Raw genomic sequence first — 23,148 nt, 5'->3', positions numbered from 1 at the left:
CAAGACACACCCGAACACCGAACCGTAAAGGACACGGACATGGAACTACGCGCGATCGCCCGCACCGCGGGCACGCGAGGCGGCAAGCGCATTCTCGCGACCGCCGCCCTGGCGACGGTCGTCGCCCTCTCGCTCACGGCCTGCGCAGGCAGCGGAGCGAACACGGCGAACGCCGCAGACGCGAAGACCCTCACGCTCGAGCAGGCGCAGAAGGCGACAAGCGCCGCCGACTTCGGCGGCATGGCGGGTCTCGTCGCAGCGGCGAACAAGGAGGGCCACCTCAACGTGATCACCCTGCCGCCGTCGTGGGCGAACTACGGCAAGATCATCGCCGGCTTCCAGAAGAAGTACCCGAACATCAAGATCAACTCGGAGAACCCGAACGGTTCCAGCGCCGACGAGGTCGCCGCGGCGAAGTCGCAGAAGGGGCAGAGCACCGCCCCCGACGTGTTCGACCTCGGCACCGCCGTTCTCGACGACAATCTCGACCTGCTCGCCGACTACAAGGTGAAGAACTGGGCCGACCTGCCCGCCGACTACAAAGACGCGAAAGGCAAGTGGTACTACGACTACACCGGCCTGATGTCGATCGGCTACGACTCCAAGGTGATCAAGAAGGCGCCGAAGAGCATCGACGACCTGCTCGGCTCCGACTACAAGGGCAAGGTCGCCATCAAGGGCGACCCGACCCAGGCCAACGAGGCTGCGAGCGCTGTCTATTGGGCCAACCTCCAGTCGGGCGGCACGGCCGACGACATCCAGCCGGGCATCGACTTCTTCGGCAAGCTGAAGAAGGCCGGCAACTTCCTCTCCGTGCTGCCGACGCAGGCCACGGTGAACTCGGGCGAGACGCCCGTGGTCATCCAGTGGAGCTACAACAACCTGGCTTGGGGTCCGGCGGGCGGTTCGGCGGGCAACCCGAACTGGAAGACCGTGGTGCTTCCCGGCACGGCACTGGGCAGCTACTACAACCAGGCGATCAACGCCGACGGCCCGAACCCGGCGGCCGCTCGCCTGTGGGAGGAGTACCTGTACAGCCCCGAGGTGCAGAACCTGTACCTGGCCTCCGGCGCCTATCCGGCCACCCTGCAGGCCATGATCTCGAACAAGACCGTGGACGAGAGCACGCTGAAGTCCGTGGGTGAGCCGCCGAAGAACTTCGTGCAGCTCACGGCAGACCAGGCCACCAAGGCCGGTTCGCTGCTCGGCTCCAGCTGGTCGAAGACGGTCGGCTGACCGAGTCTGAAGGAGCTGCGATGACCGCCGCGTCCACACCGATCGCGACGGCCACCACCGCCACGGGCGCCGGAACCGCCAGGTTCCGGCGCCTTGGGGCAGGGTGGCTGGGCTTCACGCCGTTCGCGCTGTACGTGCTTCTGTTCCTCGCCGTTCCCACGGTCTACGCCGTGGCGAGCGGGTTCTTCACGGATGCCGGGGCCTTCACCTTCGCGAACCTCGCCGCATTCGCCAATCCGGTGATCGTGACCGACATGGTCAACTCGTTCTGGGTCTCGGCCGTTGTCGCCCTCGTGGGCGCCGTCGTGGGGGCGTTGATCTGCTTCGCCCTGCTCGGCGCCAAGCCCACCGGCATGCTGCGCACGGTGGTGGACTCGGCATCCAGCGTGCTCGCTCAGTTCGGCGGCATCATGCTGGCGTTCGCGTTCATCGCGCTGATCGGCCTTCAGGGTGTGCTGACGCTCACGCTCAAGCAGACCTTCGGGTTCGACATCAACGCTAACGGTCCCCTGCTCTATCAGGTGAGCGGTCTCGTCTTCCCCTACCTCTACTTCTCCATCCCGCTGATGGTCATCACGTTCATGCCCGCGATCGAGGGCATGCAGCACCAGTGGGCGGAGGCAGCGGCGACGCTCGGCGCGTCGCGCGCCACGTACTGGTGGCGGGTCGCCTTCCCGATCCTGGCTCCCGCGTTCTGGGGCAGCACGATCCTGCTGTTCGCGAACGCGTTCTCGTCGTTCGCGACGGCGGCCGCGCTGATCGACCAGGGCGGCATCATGCCGCTGGCCATCAAGCAGCAGCTCACGAGCGAGACGATCGTGGGCGTCTCCAACACGGCCGGAGTGCTGGCGCTCGGGATGCTCGTGGTGATGGTGATCGTCATGGCCGCGTACTCGATGCTGCAGCGACGAGCCAGGAGGTGGCAGCGGTGAGCCGGCACGACGTGCGCGTCGGCGCCGCACCGAGCCGCACGACGAGCACGATCATCCTGACCGTGGCGGGCATCCTCTTTCTGCTGCCGATCGCGGCCATGCTGCTCTTCACGTTCCGTGCGCCCGGCGCGACCGGCTCGTTCTCCTCGTTCACGCTCGTGCACTACGCGGCGATCTTCGACCCGTCGCAGGAGCTCACCTATGATCAGCTCTTCACCGGCATCGGCAACTCGCTGCTGATCTGCGTGATCACGGTGGCCGTCGTGCTGCTCGTGCTGCTGCCCACGATGGTGCTGGTGGAACTGCGCTACCCGAGCATGCGCCGGGCCATCGAGTTCGTCTGCCTGCTGCCCATCACGGTGCCGACCGTGGTGCTCGTGGTGGGGTTCGTGCCCGTGTACCAGGTGGTGGCCGGCGTGTTCGGCTCGGTCGCGTGGACGCTTTCGTTCGCGATCGGCATCATCGTGCTGCCCTACGCGTACCGGCCGATCCAGGCGAACATCGCGGCCCTCGATCTGGTGGTGCTCGGTGAGGCAGCCCGCTCGCTCGGCGCCGGCTGGCTGTCGGTGCTCGGGCGGGTCATCCTGCCCAACCTCAAGCGCGGCATCCTCTCCGCCTGTTTTCTCACGATCGCCGTCGTGCTCGGCGAGTACACGATCGCGTCGTTCCTCAACCAGACCACCTTCCAGACCGCGCTGTTCCTGCTGCAGCAGACCGACCCCTACGTCGCGGCGATCTTCGCCGTGTTCGCCCTGGTGTTCGCGTTCGTGCTGCTGCTCGTGATCGGCCGAGTCGGCTCGTACCGCCGCACCAGAAGGAGCGCATCATGACCGTCACCCTGCACGACACCGACCACCCGGCATCCACGCCGGGCGGCGGTGGGCCGGGAGACACCGGCCCCCTGACCATCAAGGGCACCGCCGTCGAGCTGGTCGACATCGTCAAGACCTACGGTTCGCACCGTGCTCTGCAGGGCGTCACGCTGAGCATCAACCCCGGCGAGTTCGTCGCCCTGCTCGGTCCGTCCGGCTGTGGCAAGACGACCATGCTCCGCGCGCTCTCGGGCCTGGAGCGGGTGGATGCCGGCAGCATCCTCATCGACGGAACCGACGTCGCCGCCGTGGCCGCGAACCGCCGCGACATCGGCATGGTGTTCCAGTCGTACTCGCTCTTTCCGCACCTCACGGCCACGCAGAACGTGGAGTTCGGACTGCGCATGCGCCGGGTGGATGCCCGCAAGCGCGCCGCCCGCGCCGCCGAGGCTCTCGACCTGGTGGGACTGGCGTCCTTCGGCGAACGCTATCCGCACGAGCTGTCCGGTGGGCAGCAGCAGCGGGTCGCGCTCGCACGTGCACTCGTGACGCGGCCCCGCGTGCTGCTGCTCGACGAGCCGCTGTCAGCTCTCGACGCGAAGGTGCGGGTGCAGCTGCGCGAGGAGATCCGGCGCATCCAGCGGGAGCTCGGCATCACCACGGTGTTCGTCACGCACGATCAGGAGGAGGCGCTCGCCGTCGCCGACCGCGTTGCGGTCATGAATGCGGGGGCGATCGAGCAGATCGGCACGCCCGAGGAGCTCTACCTGCAGCCGTCGACGCCGTTCGTGGCCGACTTCGTGGGCTTGAGCAACCGGCTTCCGGGCGTCGCCGATGGCGACGAGGTCGTCGTGTTCGGCCGCCGGCTCACGGTGCTCGGCGAGAGCGCGAGCGGTGAGGTGACGGCGCTGATCAGGCCGGAGGACCTCGAGCTGGACGAGCGCGCGGGTGGCGCCGATGACGCTCTGCCGGCCGTCGTCGTGGGCTCGAGCTTCCTGGGCTCGATGCGTCGCACGACCGTGCGGTTCGAGGACGGCACGCTGGCCTCGGTGCAGCACGACGTTCGCGACCGCCCTGTGCCGGATGCCGCGGTGCACGTGCGATTCAAGGGCCGTCCCGTTGTGGTGCGCTCGCGCTAGGCGCTGACGCGCAGATACCGCTCGTAGACGACACCGGAGTCGAACGTTCGGGTCTCGAGCGTCCGCATCCGGATCTGCTCGGGGACGGGCGGGAAGTACGGGGTGCCGCCGCCCAGGACGACGGGAGCGCGGAAGAGGCGGAACTCGTCGACGAAGCCGAATTCGATGGCGGCCGCGGCGAGTGCGGCGCCGCCGATCGAGACCGGCTTGTCGGTCGTCTCGAGGGCGGTGACGATCTCTTCGGCCAGGGGCTTCTCTGCGAGTCGGGCACGTCCCTGAACGGGTGCGCCGCTGCGACTGAACACGATCTTCGGCAGGGTGCGCCAGGTCTCGGCGAACGCAGCACCCGACTCGCTCTCGCTCAGCGCCGGCTGCGTCTCCCAGACGAGCATGGTCTCGTAGAGTCGGCGGCCGAGCAGGTAGGCGCCGAGGCTGCGCACCTCGTCGAGATGCGCCTGGAAGAGCTCGTCGTCCGGTGCGCTCCAGTCGATACCGCCGTCGCGGTCGGCGATGAAGCCGTCGGCCGACGCGGTCATCGAGTAGATCAGCACTCTTCAGCCCTCCTCGAGGCGGTACACCGAGACGTGGCTGGTCGACTCGGCGGTGAACGCGTTTCGTTTCCAATCCGCCCAGCGCGACTCCAGACGGAATCCGGCGAGCCGGGCCATCAGGTCGAGTTCGCTTGGCCAGATGTAGCGATGCGGCGAGCGGAAGACCCGTGCCTCTCGGCCTCCCTCGATGTCGGGGGCGAACCTGAAGTGGTGCGAGGTGAGGCGCTGCTCGAGCGGGTCGACGGCATCCACCAGCACGTAGCCGGGCTCGCTCACCTCGACGGTTCCACCATGGCCGGGCGGCAGCGAACGCAGCTGGGGCACCCAGAGCTCGATCACGAAGCATCCGCCCGGGCGCAGATGTCGTGCCGCGTTGGCGAAGCACTCCACCTGTTCGTCTTGAGTGAGCAGGTTGGAGATGGTGTTGAACACCAGGTAGGCCAGCGCGAAGTCCGTGCCCGCGAATGCCGTGGCCATGTCGCCCTGCACGACCGGAATGCGGTCTTCGTCGACCTTCTCGCGGAGCCTGGCGAGCATCGCGTGCGAAAGCTCGATCCCGCTCACTGCGATGCCCGTCTCGGAGAGCGGGATCGCCACCCGTCCCGTGCCGATCGCGAACTCCACGGCCGGACCACCGGCGGCGAGCTCGTTCAGCGCGTCGACCGCCGGCCCGAGCACCCCGTCGCTGAACATGCCTTCGCCGGGAGTGTCGTAGCTCTGCGCGGCGTCGTCGTCCCAGATCTGCTGCTGATCGATCACCGGCCCATCCTCGTTGCGTCGTCACGCGGGCGCAACGACAAGGACATGGAGCCGCCCACTCGGCGCGGAGGCATGTCGACCGATCGATCGAGGGGGGTGACGTGAGCCGATTCTGGTGAGAGCGTGGAAGGCGAGTCGTCTGAACACGAGGTGGTGATCGACGTGACGTCGAACGAAGACCGCATCCGCGACATCTGGGGTCGCCGCACCCCCTACGCCTCGGGGGCGGTGTGGCCGCAACGTGTCGACGAGTACCTCGCCGAGGGCGTGAGCGCCGAGCATGTCGAGTGGGTGGATGGCGCGTGCCTGCTGTGCAGCAACGGCTGCGGCCTTCAGGTGGCGGTGGCCGACGGCAGGATGGTCGGCGTGCGCGGCCGCGCCGACGACCGCGTCAACCACGGTCGGCTCGGGCCGAAAGGGCTCTACGGCTGGCAGGGCCAGCTGCACGAACGGCTCACCACTCCCCTGATACGGCGGAACGGAAGGCTCGTGGAGACCGACTGGGGGACCGCGATGGCCGCGGTGGTGGAGCGCTCCGCCGACCTTCTGGCGGGCAGGGGCCCGCTCTCGCACGCGTTCTACACCTCGGGCCAGCTGACCATCGAGGAGTACTACACGCTCGCGGTGATCGGCAAGGCGGGCATCGGCACCCCGCACATGGACGGCAACACGCGCCTGTGCACGGCGACCGCCTCAGCCGCGTTCCAGGAGACGTTCGGCTCAGACGGCCAGCCGGGGTCGTACGCCGACATCGACAGCTGCGACGCGATCTTCTTGTACGGCCACAACGTCGCCGAGACGCAGACCGTGCTGTGGACGAGAATGCTCGACCGTCTCGACGGCCCGAACCCGCCGCGGCTGGTGTGCGTCGACCCTCGTCGCACCAAGGTCGCCGAGCGCGCCACCGTGCACCTGCCGATCCTCAACGGCACGAACCTCGCCCTCATGAACGCGCTGGTGCACGAGCTCATCGCGATGGGCGCGGTCGACGCGCAATACGTCGGCGAACACACGATCGGGTTCGAGCAACTGCGGGCGGTGACGGCGGAGGCGACCGCGGAATGGGCCGCGGAGATCTGCGCGGTGCCGGCCGATGACATCCGTCGCGCCGCCGAGATCTTCGCCACCAGCGACCGTGTCGTCTCCACGTGTTCGATGGGCTTCTATCAGTCGCACCAGGCGACGGCCGCGTCGTGCCAGGTGAACAACCTGCATCTGCTGCGCGGGATGCTCGGACGGCCCGGTGCGGGCATCCTGCAGATGAACGGGCAGCCGTCGGCCGAGAACAACCGCGAGGCGGGCTGCGGCGCCGCGCTGCCCGGCTTCCGCAACTGGGCCAACCCCGACCACGTCGATCAGCTCGCGAAGCTGTGGAACGTGGATGCCTCGACCATCCCCCACGACGGGCCGCCCACCGACGCGAACCACATCTTCCGTCTCGCCGAGAAGGGCTCCATCGGGTTCCTCTGGATCGCCGGCACCAACCCCGCGGTCTCCATGCCCGACCTGGCGCGCATCCGCACGACGCTGAGCGGTGATCAGTGCTTCGTCGTGGTCTCCGACGGTTATCTGAGCGAGACGGCCGAGCTGGCCGATGTGGTGCTTCCCGCCGCGCTGTGGGCGGAGAAGACGGGCACGTTCACGAACGTCGACCGCACCGTGCACCTGCAGAACAAGGCCGTGGAGCCGCCTGGGCTGGCCCGCAGTGACCTCGACATCTGGGTGGACTACGCCACCCGACTGGGCCTGAAAGACAAGGACGGTCGAGCCCTGCCTGGCTGGGACACCCCCGAGGGCGCCTTCGAAGGGTGGAAGGCGTGCAGCGCGGGCCGGCTCTGTGACTACTCGGCGCTCACCTACGAGCAGCTGAACGAGCGTGGCGGGGTGCAATGGCCGGTCACCGCCGGCGCACCGCACGGCACCGAGCGTCTCTACATCGACGCGCACTTCGCGACCGAGATCGAGTACTGCGAGACGTGGGGTCACGACCTGAGCACCGGCGAGGCGACGAGCGAGGCGCAGTACCGGTCCGACCATCCCGACGGGCGCGCCATCCTCAAGACGGTGCCGTTCGAGCCGGCGTACGAGACACCCGACGACGAGTACCCGCTGCGGCTGACCACAGGGCGCACCGTGTACCACTGGCACACCCGCACGAAGTCGAAGCGGGCCAGGCAGCTCAACGATGCGGCGCCGTCGATGTGGGTGGAGCTGTCGCAGCAGGATGCCGCGCGGCTGGGCGTCGCCGAGGGCGATGTCGTGCGCGTGACATCCCGCCGCGGCCACATTGACGCGCCCGCTCGGGTCTCGCACGTGCGAGAAGGCGTCGTGTTCGCGCCCTGGCACTACGGCGGTGATCCGCTCACTGCCGCGAACGAACTCACCTTGAGCGCGTGGGATCCGGTCTCGAAGCAGCCCGAGTTCAAGGTCTCCGCCGTGTCGGTGCGCAGATTTCGGGCAGGTACGGGACCGGCGCCCGCGCCGACGAACACGGCGTCGGCTCCGGCGGGTTGACAGCCGCACCGATCGAGTCAGACCCATCGAGTCAGGAGGAAGCATGCTGGGCAGGAAACGACACGACGAGGAGATCGCGGCAGAGGCGAGGGCCGAGGAGCAGGAGGCGATGGCCGCGACCGAGACCGACGATTCGTCGATCGATCCCGACGAGACGCTGGAAGCCGATGAAGAGCCCTGACGGTTCGTGGTGACGCCACGGCCTGGCGTGCGTGAGCCCGGCCGGGCTCTGCGCTCAGGAAGCGAGCACGGGTGCGAGCTCCGCGACCAGCGCGGCCTTGGGCTTCGAGCCCACGATGGTGCGCCTCACCTCACCGTCGACCAGGAGCTTCATGGTCGGCACCGCCATCACCCCGAAACGGGCGGCCAGCGCCGGTGAATCGTCGGCGTTGACCTTCACGACGGTGAACGCCTCGCCGTTCTCCGACTCGATCTGCTCGAGCAGCGGGCCGAGCACACGACACGGACCGCACCAGGTGGCCCAGAAGTACACCAGCACGGGTGTCGCGGCCGATTCGACGGCGCTCTCGAACGTGGACTCGTCTGCGGTGATCATGCTTTCAGTACTCCTTCGTGAACGCGGCTGTCTTCGTGAACGGGGCGGGCGTCGGCGAACTGGCAGCCGGCATCCTCTCGGGCCTCGGCTGTCGCGAGCAACTCGAGCAGCGCGTCGCGACGGCGGCTCAGTTCGTCGATGCGCTCCGTGAGGTCGTCGATCGCCGCCCGGTAGGCAGGGCGCGTCGTGACGCAGTCGTCGCCGTGCTCGCTGCCTTCGCTCAGGCAGTCGAGAAACGGACGGGTCTGTTCGAGACGGATGCCCGCACGGCTCAGCGCGTGCGCCTCGGCGACCAGCCGCGGGGCATCCTCGCCGTAGTCGCGGTAGCCGTTGCTCAGCCGCGTCGACCGGATGAGGCCGAGCGTCTCGTAGTGCCGCACCGTCTTGACGGTGACGCCCGCCGACGTGGCGACCTCGCCGATTCTCATGGATGCCTCCCGACGGCGCCGATGCACCGTGACATGTTCACGCTAAACGTTGACCCATGGGTCAAGGTCAAGCGGGGCGCACGTGGGCGATGTGGCTGGTGGACGATCGCGGAGTGCACCACAGCCCTAGAGCCGCAGGTCGTGCAGCAGAAGCAAGGAACCAGAGGCCAGCCCCCACCAGAAGAACGGGGGAACCATCACGGCGCCGAGTCCGACCGCGATCGAACGCCGACTTCGCGACGTCTGCGCCAGAACGACGACACCCGTCACGATCGAAGCGATGCCCACGACGACGAGCAACGCTGCCATCACCAGGAACCAGGCGAGACTGGGGATCGGCACGAAGAGCCCGATCGCTGCGAAGACGACGATGCCCAGCAGCACGGCGGCGACGTTCTCCCGGCGGCTCCATGGCGCCGGGACACGACTCGATCCCGCTCTGCCGGCGTTCATCATGTCGTCGATGATGGCGTGGGCTCGGGCGTGGATGTCGCCGGCGGCAGGTACGCACCCGACCAGCCGAGCATCTCGACATGTCCACCCGCGGAGACACGGGCGTTCGCACCCCAGAAGTGCAGGTCCCCGCAGGGCCCGTGCGCCACGTCGTCCTTGAGCGCGACGCGTTCGCTGACCAACCGACGCGAGTCCGCGCCCGTCGTGGAGACCGTCAAGGGCTCAGGATCGCCAAGACTCGTGTTCCCTTGAGCCAGAGGCACGGGCTGCTGTCCGCCGCCGATGACCCGACACCGATGAGCGAAGCACGCCCGCAGCGACGTGTGCGGATGGGCGGACAACCATGGCGATGCATCCAGCCACACCGCCGGTATGGGAATCGACGGCTCCGCGCACGCGCGGACGCCGCAACCGGCGCAACCCGAGGCAACGGCGACGACCACGAGAACCGACGCCGCTCCCCTCCGCCAGGACCTCACCCGACAACGCTATTCGTCCGCACACGGCTGACCCCGGCTTCACCGCATTGCGATTCCGCATCGGCTGAGCCTTGACATCATACTTCGATTTTGAAAGTGTGTGCTGCATGAGCCTTTTCATCACCTGCCCCGTCGAGAGCGTCGAACGCGCGACCGCCTTCTACACCGCGCTCGGCTGGACCCTCAACACCAAGATGTCGGATCACAACGTGTCCTGCTTCGCGATCGCGCCGGAGCAGTACGTCATGCTCGGCAGCCGCGAGATGTATGCCAGCGTCGGCGGGACCGAAGACCTGATCGGCGGGCCGGACACACCTTCGAAGGTGACGGTCTCGTTCGACCTCGCCAGCCGCGAGGCCGTCGACGAACTCGTCGAGCGCGCCCGCGCGGCCGGCGGCCGGATCGGCGACACCGACGACTACCCCTTCATGTACCAGCGCCAGTTCGACGACCCCGACGGGTACCACTACTCGCCGTTCTGGATGAAGCCGGACACCGATCCGTCGGCGTGAGCGATCTCACTGCGGCACTCGACGTCGTCGGAGCGCGGTGGGCCTTGCTCATCGTGGAACGGCTGCTCGACGGACCTCAGCGGTACGGCGACCTGCAACGCGACCTCGGCGTGCCGATGAGCGTGCTCGCGACCCGCCTGCGCGAACTCGAGGAGGCCGGCGTGCTCTCCCGGCTGCCCCTGAAGCACAACACGCGGGCCTATGCATTGACCGATCGGGGTCGCGCCTTGCAGGAGGCGATCGTCGCGCTCAGGCGCTGGGGTGCTGAGCGAGGCTGAGCCGCTCTCCTCGGTAGAACATCGCGCCGCACTCTTGAGGCGAGTGCTTCTTCTCGAAATCGCGCTCGTTCGGAATCCAGACATCCCGCCACAACGTGTCGTGGTCCCTGCCCAATCGATGGTCACGGGCCATTCCCCGAGTGGCGGCGACGTCGAGGTCGACGTCGCACCAGATGGTGACGTCGAGGTTCGGCAACGCTTCACGATGGAACAGACCGATCAGGTCGACGATCAGAAGGTCGGTTGTCGGTATCGGTTCCGGCGGTGCGAGCTCTCCTCGCCCCCAGTCGAACCGTTGGAACATGCTCGGTCGGCCCGCCCGAAATGGGGAGAGCACCTCTTCGACGAGGCGTGTGCGCTCGACGCCGTCCCAGTCCGCGGAACGTCGATGGGAGCGAACAGGACCGAGAAAATCGTCGCCGCGCAGTCGCACCGCGCCCGGCAGCGCCGAAACCAGCGACCGTGCGAGCGTGGACTTGCCCGATCCGCAGTACCCTGAGATGCCCACGACGACAGGCCGGTCGCTCTCCTTGCGATACGTGGTGAGCTTCTCTGTCAGGATGTCGAGGTCCACCGTCCGAGCATACGAACGCGGACGATCTGAAGGCGACCGCCCTGCACCACACCTGCTTTCATGAGCGGGCGAAGGCCTTCTCCGCGCGCCGCGGATGGTCACCGAGCGCCGCATCAAGGCCACATGTGGCTGGGCGATCCTTCATCATCTGACGCGTGGTCAGATCGCTAGGGTGATCTGGTGTCCAATGTGACCCTGATCCGTTCTCATGCCTTGGCCGAGACGCCCGGCTACGCGTATGCGTCGGTCACAGAGGCGGGCACCCGGCTGATCCACCTCGCCGGAGCATGCCCTCTCGATGCCGATGGCACGGTCGTCGGCGCTGGTGACTACGCCGGCCAGGCGGCGAAGTGCATTGAAAACCTCAACTCTGCGTTGGCCGCCGCCGGCGCCTCGCTTGAGGACGTCGCTTACACGAGGGTGCTCGTCGCAACCCAGCGCAATGAGGACCTTGGAACGGTGTGGGATGTCGTGCGGGATGCCTTCGCCGAGCACGAGGTGCCCAGCACATTGTTCGGCGTCACCGTTCTCGGCTATCGGAATCAGCTCGTCGAGATCGAGGCGGTCGCCGCCATCGCGGACGAGGCACGTCGACAGGACCTCGCGTAAACAGGTACGTGTTCCCGCCCCACCTCACCCCTCACCGAGACCGGAAGAAGTCGTTCGCCCGCCCCGTCCACAGCAGCACGATGATGAGCAGCGAGATGAGGGCGCTCACCGCCGACCAGGCGAACTGATCGGGGTACGCCCATGCGGTGAAGGCATCCCCCGCGATCGCCAGCAGCTGCACCACGGTGACGACGATGCGCGCACCGCTCGAGCCGCGCAACAACCCGCCGGCGACGAGCACGACCACCACACCGAACAGGATCGTGAGAATCGCGGAGGTGATCAGCGAGCTCTCGCTCACGCCGGCGATGTGCATGCTCGGCTCGTTCTTGAAGACCAGGAGAACGATGCCTGCGACGATGTTGAGGGCACCCTCGATCCACGCGAGAACCGCGATCAGGGTGACGCCTGCCGGACGACGGACTGCTGCGCTCATGGATGCTCCTGCCTGGTCGAGCTGTCGTGATCACAGTATCGAGCGCGCGACTGCACGGATGAGCGAAGAGCCACCGCGAGGTTTCGCTCCGCCTTCACTCGGGGTTCACTGTCACCTGATTGGGTGACACACGTCGAAGGGGAATCGCAGCATGCGTTCAGCACTCACCCGCGTCTCGAGAGGGGCCGCCGTGGCGGTCGCTGCACTCGGGATGCTGTCGGGCACTCTGGTCGCCACGGCCGCCGCGCACGCGGCGCCGTCGAGCGGCGTCGTGATCAACGAGGTGTACGGAGGCGGCGGCAATGCGGGCGCCACCTATACCAACGACTTCATCGAACTCTCCAACCGAGGCACGACGTCGGTCGACCTCAGCGGCTGGTCGGTGCAGTACCACTCCAAGGCCGCGACCGGCAGCTGGCAGGCGACCTCGTTGACCGGCTCGATCGCCCCTGGTGCGTTCTACGTGGTGGCCGAGGCGAAGGGCAACGGCGGCACGTCACCGCTCCCGCAGTCGGATGCCACGGGCTCGATCGCGATGTCGGCCACCGACGGCACCGTGGCGCTCGTGTCGAGCGGCACGGCGCTGACGTGCGGTGACTCTGCGGCGTGCGGGGCGGCATCCGTCGACCTCGTCGGCTTCGGGGCCGCGGCCATCGCAGAGGACTCCCCCGCCGGCGGCGCCTCGAACACCGCCTCCGTGCAACGCACGGCAGGCGCCGACACCGACGACAACGCGGCGGACTTCGTCTCCGGTGCGCCGACACCGGGCGCCGCCACCGCCGGCGACGACGGCGGCGGTTCGACCACACCTCCCGAGGCCGGAACCACGCGCATCCACGACATTCAGGGCACGAGCTTCGTGTCGCCCCTGAACGGTGACCAGGTGACGAACGTGCCAGGCGTCGTGACGGGCGTGCGGGCATCCGGTTCGAGCCGCGGGTTCTGGATGCAAGACCCCGACCCCGACCAGAACCCCGCCACCAGCGAGGGCGTGTTCGTCTACACGAGCAGCTCTCCGACGGTCGCCGCCGGCGACTCGGTGCTCGTCAGCGGCACGGTGAAGGACTACTACCCGCTGGCCAGCGGGGACACGGTCTCGCAGACCTCCAACCTCTCGATCACCGAGATCCAGAGTCCGAAGGTCTTCACCCTCTCGCACGGCAACCCGCTGCCAGCGCCGATCGTGCTCGGGCCGAACACCGTGCCGAACACATACGCACCCGACCTGGGCGGCGCGAACATCGAGACCACACCGATCACGCCGACGCGTTCCGCGCTCGACTACTACGAGTCGATCGAGGGCATGCGCGTGGAGGTGGACAACGCCCGCGTCGTCGGGCCGAGCGACAGCTATGGCGAGCAGTACATCACCACGAAGCCGAACCAGAACACGAGCTACCGCGGCGGAACACTGCTGACCGGCGAGAACCAGACGCCGTCCGGACGCCTCGAGGTCGTTCCCGCCGACGGCTCGAATCCGAACGTGACAGTGGGTGACGTGTTCTCCGGTGCGACCGTCGGACCGATCGACTACTCGCTCTACGGCGGCTACCTGCTCGCCGCGACGCAGCTCGGCACGGTCAAGGCGGGCGGGCTCAAGCCCGTCGTCGCGAAGAAGGCCGCCGCCGACCAGCTGTCGGTCGCGACCTACAACGTGGAGAACCTCGCTCCCAGCGACTCTGCCGACAAGTACAGCCGGCTGGCGCAGGGTGTGGTCACGAACCTCGCGTCGCCCGACGTCGTCGCGCTCGAAGAGGTGCAGGACAACGACGGCGCGACGGACTCCGGCACGGTCGCGGCCGACCAGACGCTCGCGAAGCTCACCGCGGCGATCAAGGCAGCGGGCGGACCGCTCTACGACTGGCGGGAGATCGACCCGGTCAACGACCAGGACGGCGGTCAGCCGGGCGGCAACATCCGCGTCGCCTTCCTGTTCGACCCGACGCGCGTGGCCTTCGTGGACCGCGGCGGCTCGAACGTCGACCGTTCGACCACGGCCACGGCCGTGACGAAGGTGAAGGGGCAGCCGCAGCTCACCCTCTCCCCCGGCCGCATCGACCCCACGAGCGACGCCTGGCAGAGCAGCCGCAAGCCGCTGGTCGGCGAGTTCTTGTTCCGCGGCCAGGACGTGTTCGTCATCGGCAATCACTTCGACGCGAAGCTGGGTGACCAGAACGCCGACGGGCGGTATCAGTACCCGCAGCAGTCGTCGGCCGTGCAGCGGCAGCAGCAGGCCACCGAGGTGCACGACTTCGTGGCATCCCTGCTGAAGGTGGACAAGAAGGCCAAGGTGATCGTCGCCGGCGACCTGAACGACTACCAGTTCAGCCCTGCGCTGGCGACCCTCACCGGCGCCGCGAGCGGCAGGCCGATCCTCACCGACCTCATCACCACGCTGCCGAAGAACCAGCAGTACACGTACGACTACGACGGCATCTCCGAGGTGCTCGACCACATACTCGTGACCTCGGGAGTGGGCAAGCCGAGCTACCAGGTGGTGCACGTCAACGCGGAGTTCGCGAACCAGGTGAGCGACCACGACCCGCAGGAGGTCGCGATCACCGCGGGCGCCAAGCCCTGGTCGCCGCCCGGCTACCAGCAGCGCACGTGCGGTCCGGATGCCGTGGCCTCCGGCTACTCGGACGCTCTCGACAAGCTGAGCTACCACGGCGTCGAGCTCGGTGGACTCTCCTCGCTCGCGAAGGATCCGCGGTCGGGCGGCTATGTGGCCGCCGTGGACAACCACGCCAGCGACCCAGCGCGCATCTGGTTCCTCTCCGACACGACGAACCCGAAGGTGACGCGCGACCCGCTCGTGCTCAAGCGCCCGGACGGCACGCCGTACAACGGGACCGACAGCGACAACGAGGGCCTCACGGTGCTGCCGAACGGTGACTTCGTGGTGAGCAGCGAGACAGAGCCGTCGATCCGCGTCTTCGGACGCGACGGCATCCAGAAGGCGTCGCTGCCCATCCCCGCCCGGTTCGCCGTGACCGGCACGACGCCGGCGGGCGAGGCGACATCGAACGCCACGCTCGAGGGCCTCACGATCACGCCGAACGGCAAGACGATCGTGGCCGCGATGGAGGGTGCGCTCTCGGGCGACGTCTCCACGGATGGCGACGCCACCGCACACCGACTGCTCGTCTACACGCAGGACAGGCACGGTCGCTGGTCGCTGAGCAAGCAGGTGGAGTATCGCACCGAGCCGGGCATGCGCATCCCGGAGATCACCGCATACGGCGACGACGGGTTCGTGGTCGAGGAGGCCGCATGGAACGCGACGATCGGCAACTCGGTCAAGCTCTACGCGGTGAAGGGGCTCGTGGATGCCCGTGACGTGAGCACGATCGCCGACCTCGCCGAGGCCCCGAGCGATCTCGCCGTGACGAAGTCGCTCGTCGCCGACGTTGTGCAGTGCCCGACGCTCGGCGCCACCGCCAAGGAAGCGCAGGCGAACCCGCTGCTCGACAACTTCGAGGGCATGGTCGTGACGTCGTCGCACGGTTCGGGTCGCGGTCATGGCTATGGCCACGGCGGATCAACGGGCATCGCGCTCATCAGCGACGACAACTTCAGCGCCTCGCAGACCACGCGCATCCTGAACCTCGACGCCAGGCTGCCGTAGCGGCGTTCGGGAAACAGTGCGCGAGGGCGTCGGTCTGCGGACCGGCGCCCTCGTCGCGCATGGTCGGAAGGGGGTTGTGACCCGTCCCTCAGACGAGAAGTCCAGCACGGGAATAGCTCGCGTCGCAGCGCGTTGAAGTTGATAAGACTCGACTCAAGTTCGAGCGAGTCGACGGACAACATCCCGGATCAACAGGAGACTCAGTGCCTGACAACTTCTTCCCCGGCGCCCCCGAGGGCAGCGAGGGCAACTCGTTCGATGAGTTCCTCGCGCGCTACCTCGCAGGGGAACGCGCGCGCGAGTCGCGCTCGATCGACATCAGCCGGTTCCTCAGCCGCCGCACCCAGGAGGTGCTGCAGCGCGCAGGGCGCTTCGCGCTCGAACACGGCCACAACGAGCTCGACGCGCTGCACATTCTGCGGGTGATGGCCGACACCGACCCGGCCGCTGAAGCGATGCGGCGCATCGGTGTCGACCCGTCGCGCATCGTTCGCGCCGCCGAGCAGCGTCTGCCGCAGACCGCCGACGCGACGAGCGATGCTCCGGCGCTCACCCCATCGGCCCAGCGCACGCTGTTCCACGCGTACCAGGTGGCACGCGCGTCCGGCTCGACCTACATCGACCCCGAGCACCTCTTCTATGCGCTCGTCATCGCCCAGGACTCCCCGGCGGGCCAGGTGCTGCAGTCCGCGGGCGTGACGCCCGAGGCACTGGCAGGCGCCATGCGCGATGGCGCGTCGGTGGGTGCGGGCGCGGCGGGCGATCCGGATGACTCGCCAGAGGCATCCGAGACGCCGATGCTCGACAAGTTCGGCACCGACCTCACCCAGCTCGCCCGCGACGGCAAGCTCGACCCGGTGATCGGCCGTGTCGACGAGATCGAGCAGACCGTGGAGATCCTCTCCCGTCGCACCAAGAACAACCCGGTGCTGGTCGGCGAGGCCGGTGTGGGCAAGACCGCGATCGTCGAGGGACTGGCGCAGGCCATCGTGGACGGCGGGGTTCCCGAGCAGCTGCGCGACAAGCGCGTCGTCTCGCTCGACCTGCCCGGCATGCTCGCCGGCACCCGCTACCGCGGCGACTTCGAGGAACGGCTCACGAAGACGATGGACGAGATCGCCGATCGCAAGGGCGAGCTGATCGTCTTCATCGACGAGGTGCACACCGTGATGGGAGCAGGCGGAGCGGGCGACGGCGGCATGGATGCCGGCAACATCCTGAAGCCGCGCCTCGCGAAGGGCGACCTGCACCTGATCGGCGCGACCACGCTCAAGGAGTACCGCATCATCGAGAAGGACCCAGCGCTGGAGCGCCGGTTCCAGCCGGTGACCGTGGCAGAGCCGTCGATCGAGGACTCGATCGCGATCCTCACGGGCCTCAAGCCCGCCTACGAGCAACACCACGGTGTGACCTACACCGACGACGCGATCCGCGCCGCGGTGGAGCTGTCGGCCCGCTACGTCTCCGACCGGTTCCTGCCCGACAAGGCGATCGACCTCATCGACCAGGCCGGCGCGCGGCTGCGGCTGCGGCTCGGCAAGCTGGTCGACGCGTCCGCGCTCATGCAGCAGCTGGCCGACCTCGAGGCGGAGAAGAACGCCGCCGTGTCGGCCGAGCACTACGAGCAGGCGTCGACGCTGCGCGACGAGATCGCCGCGGTCGAGGCGAAGCTGGCGGAGGCATCCGCTTCGGGCGCCCGCGTCGGCGAGGATGCCGTCATCGACGAGCCGCAGATCGCCGCGGTGATCGCGCGCGCCACGGGCATCCCTGTGGCACGCATCGGCGAAGCCGACCGCGAACGGCTGGCGAAGCTCGAAAGCGAACTGCACGACCGCGTGATCGGTCAGGACGACGCTGTGACGGCGGTCGCCAAGTCGGTGCGCCGCAACCGCACGGGCATGGGCGACGAGAACCGCCCGGTCGGCAGCTTCCTGTTCCTCGGCCCGACGGGCGTCGGCAAGACCGAGCTGGCGAAGGCCCTTGCGGGCTCGCTGTTCGGCTCGGAGAAGTCGATGATCCGCTTCGACATGAGCGAGTTCGGCGAACGCCACACGGCTGCTCGGCTGATCGGCGCCCCTCCCGGGTACGTCGGCTACGACGAGGCCGGCCAGCTGACCGAGCGCGTGCGCCGCAACCCGTACTCCGTGCTGCTCTTCGACGAGATCGAGAAGGCGCACCCCGACATCTTCAACCTGCTGCTGCAGGTGCTGGATGACGGGCGCCTCACCGACGGTCAGGGCCGCACCGTCGACTTCCGCAACACGGTCGTGATCATGACCTCGAACATCGGCAGCGAGTTCCTCGCCTCCAAGAGCGGTGCGCTCGGGTTCGTGGCGCCCGGCGCCGACGGATTCGGCGACGAGAAGGCGTTGCGCGATCGGGTGATGGGCAAGCTGCGTGAGAACATGCGGCCGGAGTTCATCAACCGCATCGACGAGATCGTGCTGTTCCGCAAGCTCGACCGCGACCAGCTGCGCGACATCGTCCGTCTGCTGCTCACCGCGACCGATGCGCGGCTCGCCCAGCGAGAGATCACACTCACGGTGACGGATGCGGCCATCGAGTGGATCGCCGACCACGGCTACGAGCCGGAGTTCGGCGCCCGCCCGCTGCGCAGGGTGATCCAGCGCGAGGTCGACGATCGCGTCGCCGATCTGCTGGTGAACGGATCCGTCGACGACGGCGGCGCCGTGCTGGTGGATGCCCGCGGCGATGACCTCAGCGTCACCTCCGGCGTGCGCATGCCCGTCGCGGCCTGATCCGGTCCCCTAGCCGGTCGTCGGGGTCTTTCCCCCAAGGGACCTCGTTCCCACCCGGCGGCCTCTGCCCCGGCGCGTCACCCCCGACGCGTCGGGGCTTCTTCGCGTGCGGATTCCCATTCCGAGCGCAACAGGCCCATGCGCAGGATGTCCTCGTAGCGCCCGCGCACCCAGGCGTGTTCGCGCTGCCGACCCTCGAGCACGAATCCGGCCTTCTCGTAGGCCCGGATCGCGCCGGCGTTCGACTCGATCACCTCGAGGTGAACGCGACGCAGGTTGCAGCGCACGAAGGCGAACTCGACGAGTTGGGCGATCGCATCCGTGCCGATGCCCTTGCCCCGAGCCTCGGTCACGAGTGCGATGCCCACCTCGGCGTGGCGCGCGAGATCGTCGAAGTCGAAGAGCGAGATGCTGCCGACCGCCGTGCCCTCCGCCTCGATGACGAAGCGCACGTTGCGGGCCGCCGAGTCCTGATCGGCACGTCGAGCCTCGTAGGCGGCCCTGGTCAGCGGGGCAGGGGTGGACGGGCTGCGCTCCTCCCACGTGTCGAGGTCGGAGGCGAGGCGGTAGAGCACCTCGACGTCGAAGTCGGTGGGTGCGCGAAGGATGACGGCTGGTGAGTCGGACACCCGCACCACGTTACCCACGGGCACCGACGTCTCAGGCGTTCTGCAGCTCGTCGATCACGATCTTCTTCTGCGACATCATCACCTGGATGCGCGCAGGCGAGTTCACGAGCTCCCCCATGTTCTCGGGGATGATCTGCCAGCTGATGCCGAACCGGTCTTTGCACCAGCCGCACTGCTCGGACTCCGGCACGTGCGACAACGCCGCCCAGTACCGATCGATCTCCGCCTGGTCCGCGCACGTCACGACGAACGAGATGGACTCGTTGAAGGTGAAGAGCGGGCCTCCGTCGAGGCAGACGAAATCCACCCCGTTGAGCGTGAGTCTGCCGTTGAGCACCTTGTCGGACATGCCGGCGAAATGCTCGTCGAGCGATTCGTCCGGGTACCCCTCGATGGAGACGATGCGCGAGTTCGGAAACACGCTCACGTAGTACTCCATCGCCTCGCGCGCCCGGTCGTCGAACCACAGGCACGGCTGGATGGCTGCGATCTGGGTCATGGTCGTTCTCCTTCTCTAGCGTGTGCTTTCTCTTGCGTGTGCTTCAGGCGAGGATGCCGTCGATCTGGCCGAGCGCCTGCGTCATGCCCTCGACCATGCCCATGGCCGAGACCTTCTCGAGCTGATCGAAGCTCTCGAAGCGGGTGAGGATCGTCATTCGGGTGCGTGAGCCGTCGTCGAGGCCCTCCAGCGACACGTGCATGCGCATGGTGGGCATGGCTGGGTCGGGCTCGCCGTCGGGCTGCGAGAAGCCGTCGTCGACGACGAGCGAGTGCGGGGCATCCACCTCGACCGTCGCCCACCAGCCGGGCGACTTCTCTCCTTCCGGACCTGTCATGTGGTAGCGCGACTGGCCGCCCGGGGCCAGCTCATGCCTCTCGAACGTGGCCGGCCAGGTCGGCGGACCCCACCAGCGCTCGAGCTGGCGCGGGTCTTCCCACACCTGCCACACCCGCTCGGGCGTCGCGTCGAACTCGGTCACGAACGTCAGCGTGAGCTTCTCCGCGTCTTTGGTGCTGCCGATCACTGTCATCGTTCCGTTTCCTCTCCGTCGGTCGTTTCGTGTTGCCGGGCGTCGGAGGCGCGCGACATCCGTGCCGTCGCGAGATCACCGGCGAGGATGCGCTCGATCCCGGCCGCGCGCTCGTTCCAGATCGCCTCATAACGGCTCAGCAGCTCCCCCGCACGCCTGATGGACTGGGGCTCTCCCCGCACCAGCTGCTCCCGACCGCGCCGCTCCTTGCGCACGAGCCCAGCGGACTCGAGCACGGCGACGTGCTTCTGCACCGCCGCGAAGCTCATCGCGTAGCCGCGGGCCAACGCGGAGATCGACTGATCGCTGCGCAGGGTGCGGGTCACGATGTCACGGCGTGTGGCATCCGCCAACGCGTGGAACAGGCGATCGACCTCGTCGTCGCTGAGCGCCGTCGTTGTCGGCGCGTTCACCATCGAGATATGTACAACCATTTGGTTGTAGGTTAGGCCGCACGACAGCCCGCGTCAAGGGGTGCGTCGTCGGACGGGCCGTAGCCGACCATCGCGAATCGAGTCCGCGCGATCGGACTCGTTCTCGATCCGAAGAAGTGAGTCCTTGCCTCTTTGCCTCTAACCAAAGGCTCTTGACTGATCCTTTGGTTAAATAAAGTCATGGTCAATGATGTGACTTCATGGCCCGCGATCTCGTTCGAATCCCGATCGTGGGCGCGCAACGAGGCCGCGGTCGGCTCTCGACGGCAGTTACGCCGGGCTTCGGGTGATTATCACGCAGCCATCCCGGCGCGGATCGGGCGGGCCTCTGTTGTGCTCGAGCCCGAAACGCTCGCCGCCGCAGACGCGGCAAGTCACGCACTCGCCCGCTTCGACGCGGAGGCTGGAGCCGTCATCGCTCCCTTCCCCGCCATCCTGCTGCGAGCGGAGTCGTCGTCGAGCTCCGAGGTCGAGAACCTGACCGCCGGTGCGAAACAGGTCGCACTCGCAGAGATCGGCGCGGCGCGTTCTGAGAACGCACGCCTGGTCGTCGCGAACACCCGTGCCATGGATGCAGCCATCGCTCTCAGCACCGACCTCGATGAAGACGCCCTCATAGCCATGCACGCAGCACTCCTCGGCGAGACGGCACCGCACTTCGTCGGGCAATGGCGTCAGGAGCAGGTCTGGATCGGAGGCGGCGCAGTCTCACCCCACGACGCGGACTTCGTGCCCCCGCATCACGAACGCGTGCCCGAACTCATGCATGACCTGCTCGACTTCGTGGATCGCACGGACGTTCCTCTTCTCGCGCAGGCGGCGATCGCGCACGCCCAGTTCGAGACCATCCATCCGTTCCCCGACGGAAACGGCCGCACCGGCCGCGCGCTGATCCACGCGATGCTCCATCGCGGCGGACTCACTCGGAACCTGACGGTGCCCGTGTCGGCAGGTCTGCTCCGGAGCCCGCACGCCTACTTCGAAGCACTCTCCGATTACCGCGACGGAGACGTGGACGCCATCGTGCACGCGATCACCTACGCGAGCTTCGCAGCGGTCAGCAACGGCACCAGACTCGTTGCCGACATCAACGACATCCGCGACGGTTGGAACGAGCTCGTCAGAGCCCGAACAGATTCCTCGGTGCACCGATTGATGGACCTGCTGCTGGAGCGCCCGGTGATCAGGGTCGCGACGGCGGCGAGATTCCTCGAGGTCAGTGAGGTGGCGGCAGGCACAGCGATCAATCGCCTCGCCGATTCAGGAATCCTGACCAAGGCCGCGGGCGAGAATCGCTACCGCATCTGGCAGGCATCCGAAGTTCTCGACGCGCTCGACGAGTTCGCCGCGAGGGCTCGCCGCGACCGCCTCTAGCACCTGCGCCCGCTGACGCGTCAGTCGCGCTCGCTTTGACACCGAGCGTCACGACGCGGGCGACTCCTCAGGCAGCCGGAGCGCCCCACGCAGTGCGCGAGCGATCGTCGCATGGAACTCCTTCGTCACGGCCGCCTTCGTGAAGGTCGCGTCGAAGCCGTGGAAGGCGCCGGGCACCTCGACGACCTCGCAGGGAACGCCGGCCGCGTGGAGGCGATCGGCGTACGCGAGATCCTCGTCGTGGAACAGGTCGAGCGTCCCGACTCCGATCCACGCCGGCGGCAGCCCCGTGAGGTCTTCACGGCGCGCCGGCACCGAATACGGCGGAACCTCCGCGCTGCCCGCGGGCACGCCGAGGTACGACTCCCACCCGTACCTGTTGCTCGACGCCGGCCAGAAACGGTGATGGCGGGTGTCGATGTCCGTGCGGAGCACCGTGCGGTCGTCCAGCATCGGGTAGACGAGCAACTGGAAGATCGGCTCGGGATCTTTCTCGTCGTGCAGCCGCTGGACCAGCGCGGCGGCGAGGCCCCCGCCGGCGCTGCCGCCTCCGATCGCCATCCGGGAGGGATCGACGCCGAACCGGTTCGGGTCCCCCAGCACGGCACGCCACTCGGCGATGAGGTCGTCGAGCGCGGCGGGGGCCGGATGCTCAGGCGCGAGCCGGTACTGCGCGGCGATGACGACGATGCCGAGGGTCTCGGCCAGGAGCCTGTTGGTGGCGTCGTCCTGCTGCGGAGTGCCGATGACGAGGCCGCCGCCATGGATCCAGAACAGGCCGGGCACGGGGTCTGCCGCCGCGCGCGGCCGGAAGATCCGGAGGACCAGCTCCCCGTCCGTCGTGTGCACGGAAGCCGAGCTGACCTCGACCGTCGGTGTCGAGCCCGCCTCTCGCGGAGACGCGCGGAACAGACGCAGCGTCGCGCGCGAGACGCCGAGATTCGGGATCCATCGCGCGGCCCGCAGGTCGGGATGGAATGGCTCGGGTGTGCCGTTCATCGGCACAAGAGTAGCCAGCGGTTCAC

Annotated in this window: 25 protein-coding genes; 12 read left to right on the top strand and 13 right to left on the bottom strand. The window is 67.9% G+C overall.

What is annotated here, in order from left to right:
- Positions 1-39: 39 nt before the first annotated feature.
- From FPZ11_RS01480 to FPZ11_RS01465, 4 genes are read left to right on the top strand one after another with little or no spacing between them, the layout of a single operon-like run.
- Positions 40-1,236: an ABC transporter substrate-binding protein gene (locus FPZ11_RS01480; RefSeq protein ID WP_146317771.1), complete on the top strand. Its 1,197-nt coding sequence runs from the start codon at positions 40-42 to the stop codon at positions 1,234-1,236.
- Positions 1,237-1,256: 20 nt separating this feature from the next.
- The gene (locus tag FPZ11_RS01475) at positions 1,257-2,168 is read left to right on the top strand and encodes an ABC transporter permease (RefSeq protein ID WP_146317769.1); all 912 of its coding nucleotides are present in this window, start codon (positions 1,257-1,259) and stop codon (positions 2,166-2,168) included.
- Positions 2,165-2,998: an ABC transporter permease gene (locus tag FPZ11_RS01470; RefSeq protein WP_246846458.1), complete on the top strand. Its 834-nt coding sequence runs from the start codon at positions 2,165-2,167 to the stop codon at positions 2,996-2,998. Before FPZ11_RS01475 ends, FPZ11_RS01470 begins: the two co-directional genes overlap by 4 nt.
- Positions 2,995-4,119, top strand: a complete 1,125-nt coding sequence (locus tag FPZ11_RS01465) for an ABC transporter ATP-binding protein (RefSeq protein ID WP_146317767.1) — start codon at positions 2,995-2,997, stop codon at positions 4,117-4,119. Before FPZ11_RS01470 ends, FPZ11_RS01465 begins: the two co-directional genes overlap by 4 nt.
- Here the strand turns inward: FPZ11_RS01465 and FPZ11_RS01460 are convergent.
- Positions 4,116-4,670 carry a dihydrofolate reductase family protein gene (locus FPZ11_RS01460; protein WP_146317765.1) on the bottom strand — a complete coding sequence of 185 codons (555 nt, stop codon included), beginning with the start codon at positions 4,668-4,670 and terminating at the stop codon, positions 4,116-4,118. The two genes, FPZ11_RS01465 and FPZ11_RS01460, sit on opposite strands and share 4 nt — an antisense overlap.
- A 3-nt stretch (positions 4,671-4,673) precedes the next feature.
- Positions 4,674-5,429 carry a class I SAM-dependent methyltransferase gene (locus FPZ11_RS01455; RefSeq protein WP_146317763.1) on the bottom strand — a complete coding sequence of 252 codons (756 nt, stop codon included), beginning with the start codon at positions 5,427-5,429 and terminating at the stop codon, positions 4,674-4,676.
- A gap of 162 nt (positions 5,430-5,591) precedes the next feature.
- On the opposite strand from FPZ11_RS01455, the gene FPZ11_RS01450 reads away from it, so the two are divergent.
- Both FPZ11_RS01450 and FPZ11_RS19150 read left to right on the top strand, forming a co-directional pair.
- Positions 5,592-7,943: a molybdopterin oxidoreductase family protein gene (locus tag FPZ11_RS01450; protein WP_146317761.1), complete on the top strand. Its 2,352-nt coding sequence runs from the start codon at positions 5,592-5,594 to the stop codon at positions 7,941-7,943.
- A gap of 43 nt (positions 7,944-7,986) precedes the next feature.
- Positions 7,987-8,124, top strand: a complete 138-nt coding sequence (locus tag FPZ11_RS19150) for a hypothetical protein (RefSeq protein WP_168203685.1) — start codon at positions 7,987-7,989, stop codon at positions 8,122-8,124.
- Between the two features lie 54 nt (positions 8,125-8,178).
- Here FPZ11_RS19150 and FPZ11_RS01445 read toward each other — a convergent pair whose 3' ends face one another.
- The 4 genes from FPZ11_RS01445 to FPZ11_RS01430 form a co-directional block, all read right to left on the bottom strand.
- Positions 8,179-8,499, bottom strand: a complete 321-nt coding sequence (locus tag FPZ11_RS01445) for a thioredoxin family protein (protein ID WP_146317759.1) — start codon at positions 8,497-8,499, stop codon at positions 8,179-8,181.
- Entirely contained in the window at positions 8,496-8,927 is a 432-nt protein-coding gene (locus tag FPZ11_RS01440; RefSeq protein ID WP_146317757.1) for a MerR family DNA-binding transcriptional regulator, read from the bottom strand. Before FPZ11_RS01440 ends, FPZ11_RS01445 begins: the two co-directional genes overlap by 4 nt.
- 126 nt (positions 8,928-9,053) lie before the next feature.
- On the bottom strand, positions 9,054-9,383 hold the full coding sequence (locus tag FPZ11_RS01435) for a hypothetical protein (protein ID WP_146317755.1): 330 nt from the start codon (positions 9,381-9,383) through the stop codon (positions 9,054-9,056).
- Positions 9,380-9,598 (bottom strand): hypothetical protein, encoded by a 219-nt coding sequence (locus tag FPZ11_RS01430; RefSeq protein WP_146317754.1) that lies wholly within the window; start codon positions 9,596-9,598, stop codon positions 9,380-9,382. The genes FPZ11_RS01435 and FPZ11_RS01430 overlap by 4 nt, the downstream gene beginning before the upstream one ends.
- A 368-nt stretch (positions 9,599-9,966) precedes the next feature.
- Here FPZ11_RS01430 and FPZ11_RS01425 point away from each other — a divergent pair, with 368 nt between their 5' ends.
- Complete coding sequence (locus FPZ11_RS01425) at positions 9,967-10,371, top strand: VOC family protein (protein ID WP_146322616.1); 405 nt, start codon at positions 9,967-9,969, stop codon at positions 10,369-10,371.
- Positions 10,368-10,649 (top strand): winged helix-turn-helix transcriptional regulator, encoded by a 282-nt coding sequence (locus FPZ11_RS01420; RefSeq protein ID WP_146317752.1) that lies wholly within the window; start codon positions 10,368-10,370, stop codon positions 10,647-10,649. Before FPZ11_RS01425 ends, FPZ11_RS01420 begins: the two co-directional genes overlap by 4 nt.
- Here the strand turns inward: FPZ11_RS01420 and FPZ11_RS01415 are convergent.
- The gene (locus FPZ11_RS01415; RefSeq protein ID WP_246846457.1) at positions 10,621-11,223 is read right to left on the bottom strand and encodes a uridine kinase family protein; all 603 of its coding nucleotides are present in this window, start codon (positions 11,221-11,223) and stop codon (positions 10,621-10,623) included. The two genes, FPZ11_RS01420 and FPZ11_RS01415, sit on opposite strands and share 29 nt — an antisense overlap.
- A 177-nt stretch (positions 11,224-11,400) precedes the next feature.
- On the opposite strand from FPZ11_RS01415, the gene FPZ11_RS01410 reads away from it, so the two are divergent.
- Complete coding sequence (locus FPZ11_RS01410; protein ID WP_146317750.1) at positions 11,401-11,832, top strand: RidA family protein; 432 nt, start codon at positions 11,401-11,403, stop codon at positions 11,830-11,832.
- 31 nt (positions 11,833-11,863) lie between these two features.
- Here the strand turns inward: FPZ11_RS01410 and FPZ11_RS01405 are convergent, their stop codons facing one another.
- Entirely contained in the window at positions 11,864-12,268 is a 405-nt protein-coding gene (locus tag FPZ11_RS01405) for a DUF7144 family membrane protein (RefSeq protein WP_146317748.1), read from the bottom strand.
- 151 nt (positions 12,269-12,419) lie between these two features.
- On the opposite strand from FPZ11_RS01405, the gene FPZ11_RS01400 reads away from it, so the two are divergent.
- On the top strand, positions 12,420-15,896 hold the full coding sequence (locus FPZ11_RS01400) for an esterase-like activity of phytase family protein (protein WP_146317746.1): 3,477 nt from the start codon (positions 12,420-12,422) through the stop codon (positions 15,894-15,896).
- A 203-nt stretch (positions 15,897-16,099) separates the two neighbouring features.
- Complete coding sequence (locus FPZ11_RS01395; RefSeq protein ID WP_146317744.1) at positions 16,100-18,655, top strand: ATP-dependent Clp protease ATP-binding subunit; 2,556 nt, start codon at positions 16,100-16,102, stop codon at positions 18,653-18,655.
- Positions 18,656-18,732: 77 nt separating this feature from the next.
- Here the strand turns inward: FPZ11_RS01395 and FPZ11_RS01390 are convergent, their stop codons facing one another.
- Genes FPZ11_RS01390 through FPZ11_RS01375 form a run of 4 tightly spaced genes read right to left on the bottom strand, consistent with a single transcriptional unit; the run spans position 18,733 to position 20,749 of the window.
- The gene (locus FPZ11_RS01390) at positions 18,733-19,284 is read right to left on the bottom strand and encodes a GNAT family N-acetyltransferase (RefSeq protein ID WP_168203707.1); all 552 of its coding nucleotides are present in this window, start codon (positions 19,282-19,284) and stop codon (positions 18,733-18,735) included.
- Between the two features lie 31 nt (positions 19,285-19,315).
- Positions 19,316-19,783 carry a VOC family protein gene (locus tag FPZ11_RS01385; protein ID WP_146317740.1) on the bottom strand — a complete coding sequence of 156 codons (468 nt, stop codon included), beginning with the start codon at positions 19,781-19,783 and terminating at the stop codon, positions 19,316-19,318.
- 43 nt (positions 19,784-19,826) lie between these two features.
- On the bottom strand, positions 19,827-20,315 hold the full coding sequence (locus FPZ11_RS01380) for an SRPBCC family protein (protein ID WP_146317738.1): 489 nt from the start codon (positions 20,313-20,315) through the stop codon (positions 19,827-19,829).
- A complete protein-coding gene (locus tag FPZ11_RS01375) occupies positions 20,312-20,749 on the bottom strand; it encodes an ArsR/SmtB family transcription factor (RefSeq protein ID WP_146317736.1) in 438 nt (145 codons plus the stop codon). Before FPZ11_RS01375 ends, FPZ11_RS01380 begins: the two co-directional genes overlap by 4 nt.
- A 333-nt stretch (positions 20,750-21,082) precedes the next feature.
- Here FPZ11_RS01375 and FPZ11_RS01370 point away from each other — a divergent pair, with 333 nt between their 5' ends.
- The gene (locus FPZ11_RS01370) at positions 21,083-22,123 is read left to right on the top strand and encodes a Fic family protein (protein WP_246846455.1); all 1,041 of its coding nucleotides are present in this window, start codon (positions 21,083-21,085) and stop codon (positions 22,121-22,123) included.
- 48 nt (positions 22,124-22,171) lie between these two features.
- Here FPZ11_RS01370 and FPZ11_RS01365 read toward each other — a convergent pair whose 3' ends face one another.
- Positions 22,172-23,122, bottom strand: coding sequence for an alpha/beta hydrolase (locus tag FPZ11_RS01365; RefSeq protein ID WP_146317732.1), 951 nt, complete (start codon positions 23,120-23,122; stop codon positions 22,172-22,174).
- Positions 23,123-23,148: the final 26 nt, after the last annotated feature.

It is taken from the genome of Humibacter ginsenosidimutans, assembly GCF_007859675.1.
Lineage (GTDB): Bacteria > Actinomycetota > Actinomycetes > Actinomycetales > Microbacteriaceae > Humibacter > Humibacter ginsenosidimutans.
This window is presented reverse-complemented; position numbering and strand designations above follow the sequence as displayed.

Coding starts and splice junctions, on each gene's coding strand:
- FPZ11_RS01405 (WP_146317748.1), bottom strand. CDS start 12,268: ATGAGCGCAGCAGTCCGTCGTCCGGCAGGCGTCACCCTGATCGCGGTT.
- FPZ11_RS01425 (WP_146322616.1), top strand. CDS start 9,967: ATGAGCCTTTTCATCACCTGCCCCGTCGAGAGCGTCGAACGCGCGACC.
- FPZ11_RS19150 (WP_168203685.1), top strand. CDS start 7,987: ATGCTGGGCAGGAAACGACACGACGAGGAGATCGCGGCAGAGGCGAGG.
- FPZ11_RS01380 (WP_146317738.1), bottom strand. CDS start 20,315: ATGACAGTGATCGGCAGCACCAAAGACGCGGAGAAGCTCACGCTGACG.
- FPZ11_RS01365 (WP_146317732.1), bottom strand. CDS start 23,122: ATGAACGGCACACCCGAGCCATTCCATCCCGACCTGCGGGCCGCGCGA.
- FPZ11_RS01465 (WP_146317767.1), top strand. CDS start 2,995: ATGACCGTCACCCTGCACGACACCGACCACCCGGCATCCACGCCGGGC.
- FPZ11_RS01385 (WP_146317740.1), bottom strand. CDS start 19,783: ATGACCCAGATCGCAGCCATCCAGCCGTGCCTGTGGTTCGACGACCGG.
- FPZ11_RS01435 (WP_146317755.1), bottom strand. CDS start 9,383: ATGATGAACGCCGGCAGAGCGGGATCGAGTCGTGTCCCGGCGCCATGG.
- FPZ11_RS01475 (WP_146317769.1), top strand. CDS start 1,257: ATGACCGCCGCGTCCACACCGATCGCGACGGCCACCACCGCCACGGGC.
- FPZ11_RS01375 (WP_146317736.1), bottom strand. CDS start 20,749: ATGGTTGTACATATCTCGATGGTGAACGCGCCGACAACGACGGCGCTC.
- FPZ11_RS01400 (WP_146317746.1), top strand. CDS start 12,420: ATGCGTTCAGCACTCACCCGCGTCTCGAGAGGGGCCGCCGTGGCGGTC.
- FPZ11_RS01445 (WP_146317759.1), bottom strand. CDS start 8,499: ATGATCACCGCAGACGAGTCCACGTTCGAGAGCGCCGTCGAATCGGCC.
- FPZ11_RS01480 (WP_146317771.1), top strand. CDS start 40: ATGGAACTACGCGCGATCGCCCGCACCGCGGGCACGCGAGGCGGCAAG.
- FPZ11_RS01440 (WP_146317757.1), bottom strand. CDS start 8,927: ATGAGAATCGGCGAGGTCGCCACGTCGGCGGGCGTCACCGTCAAGACG.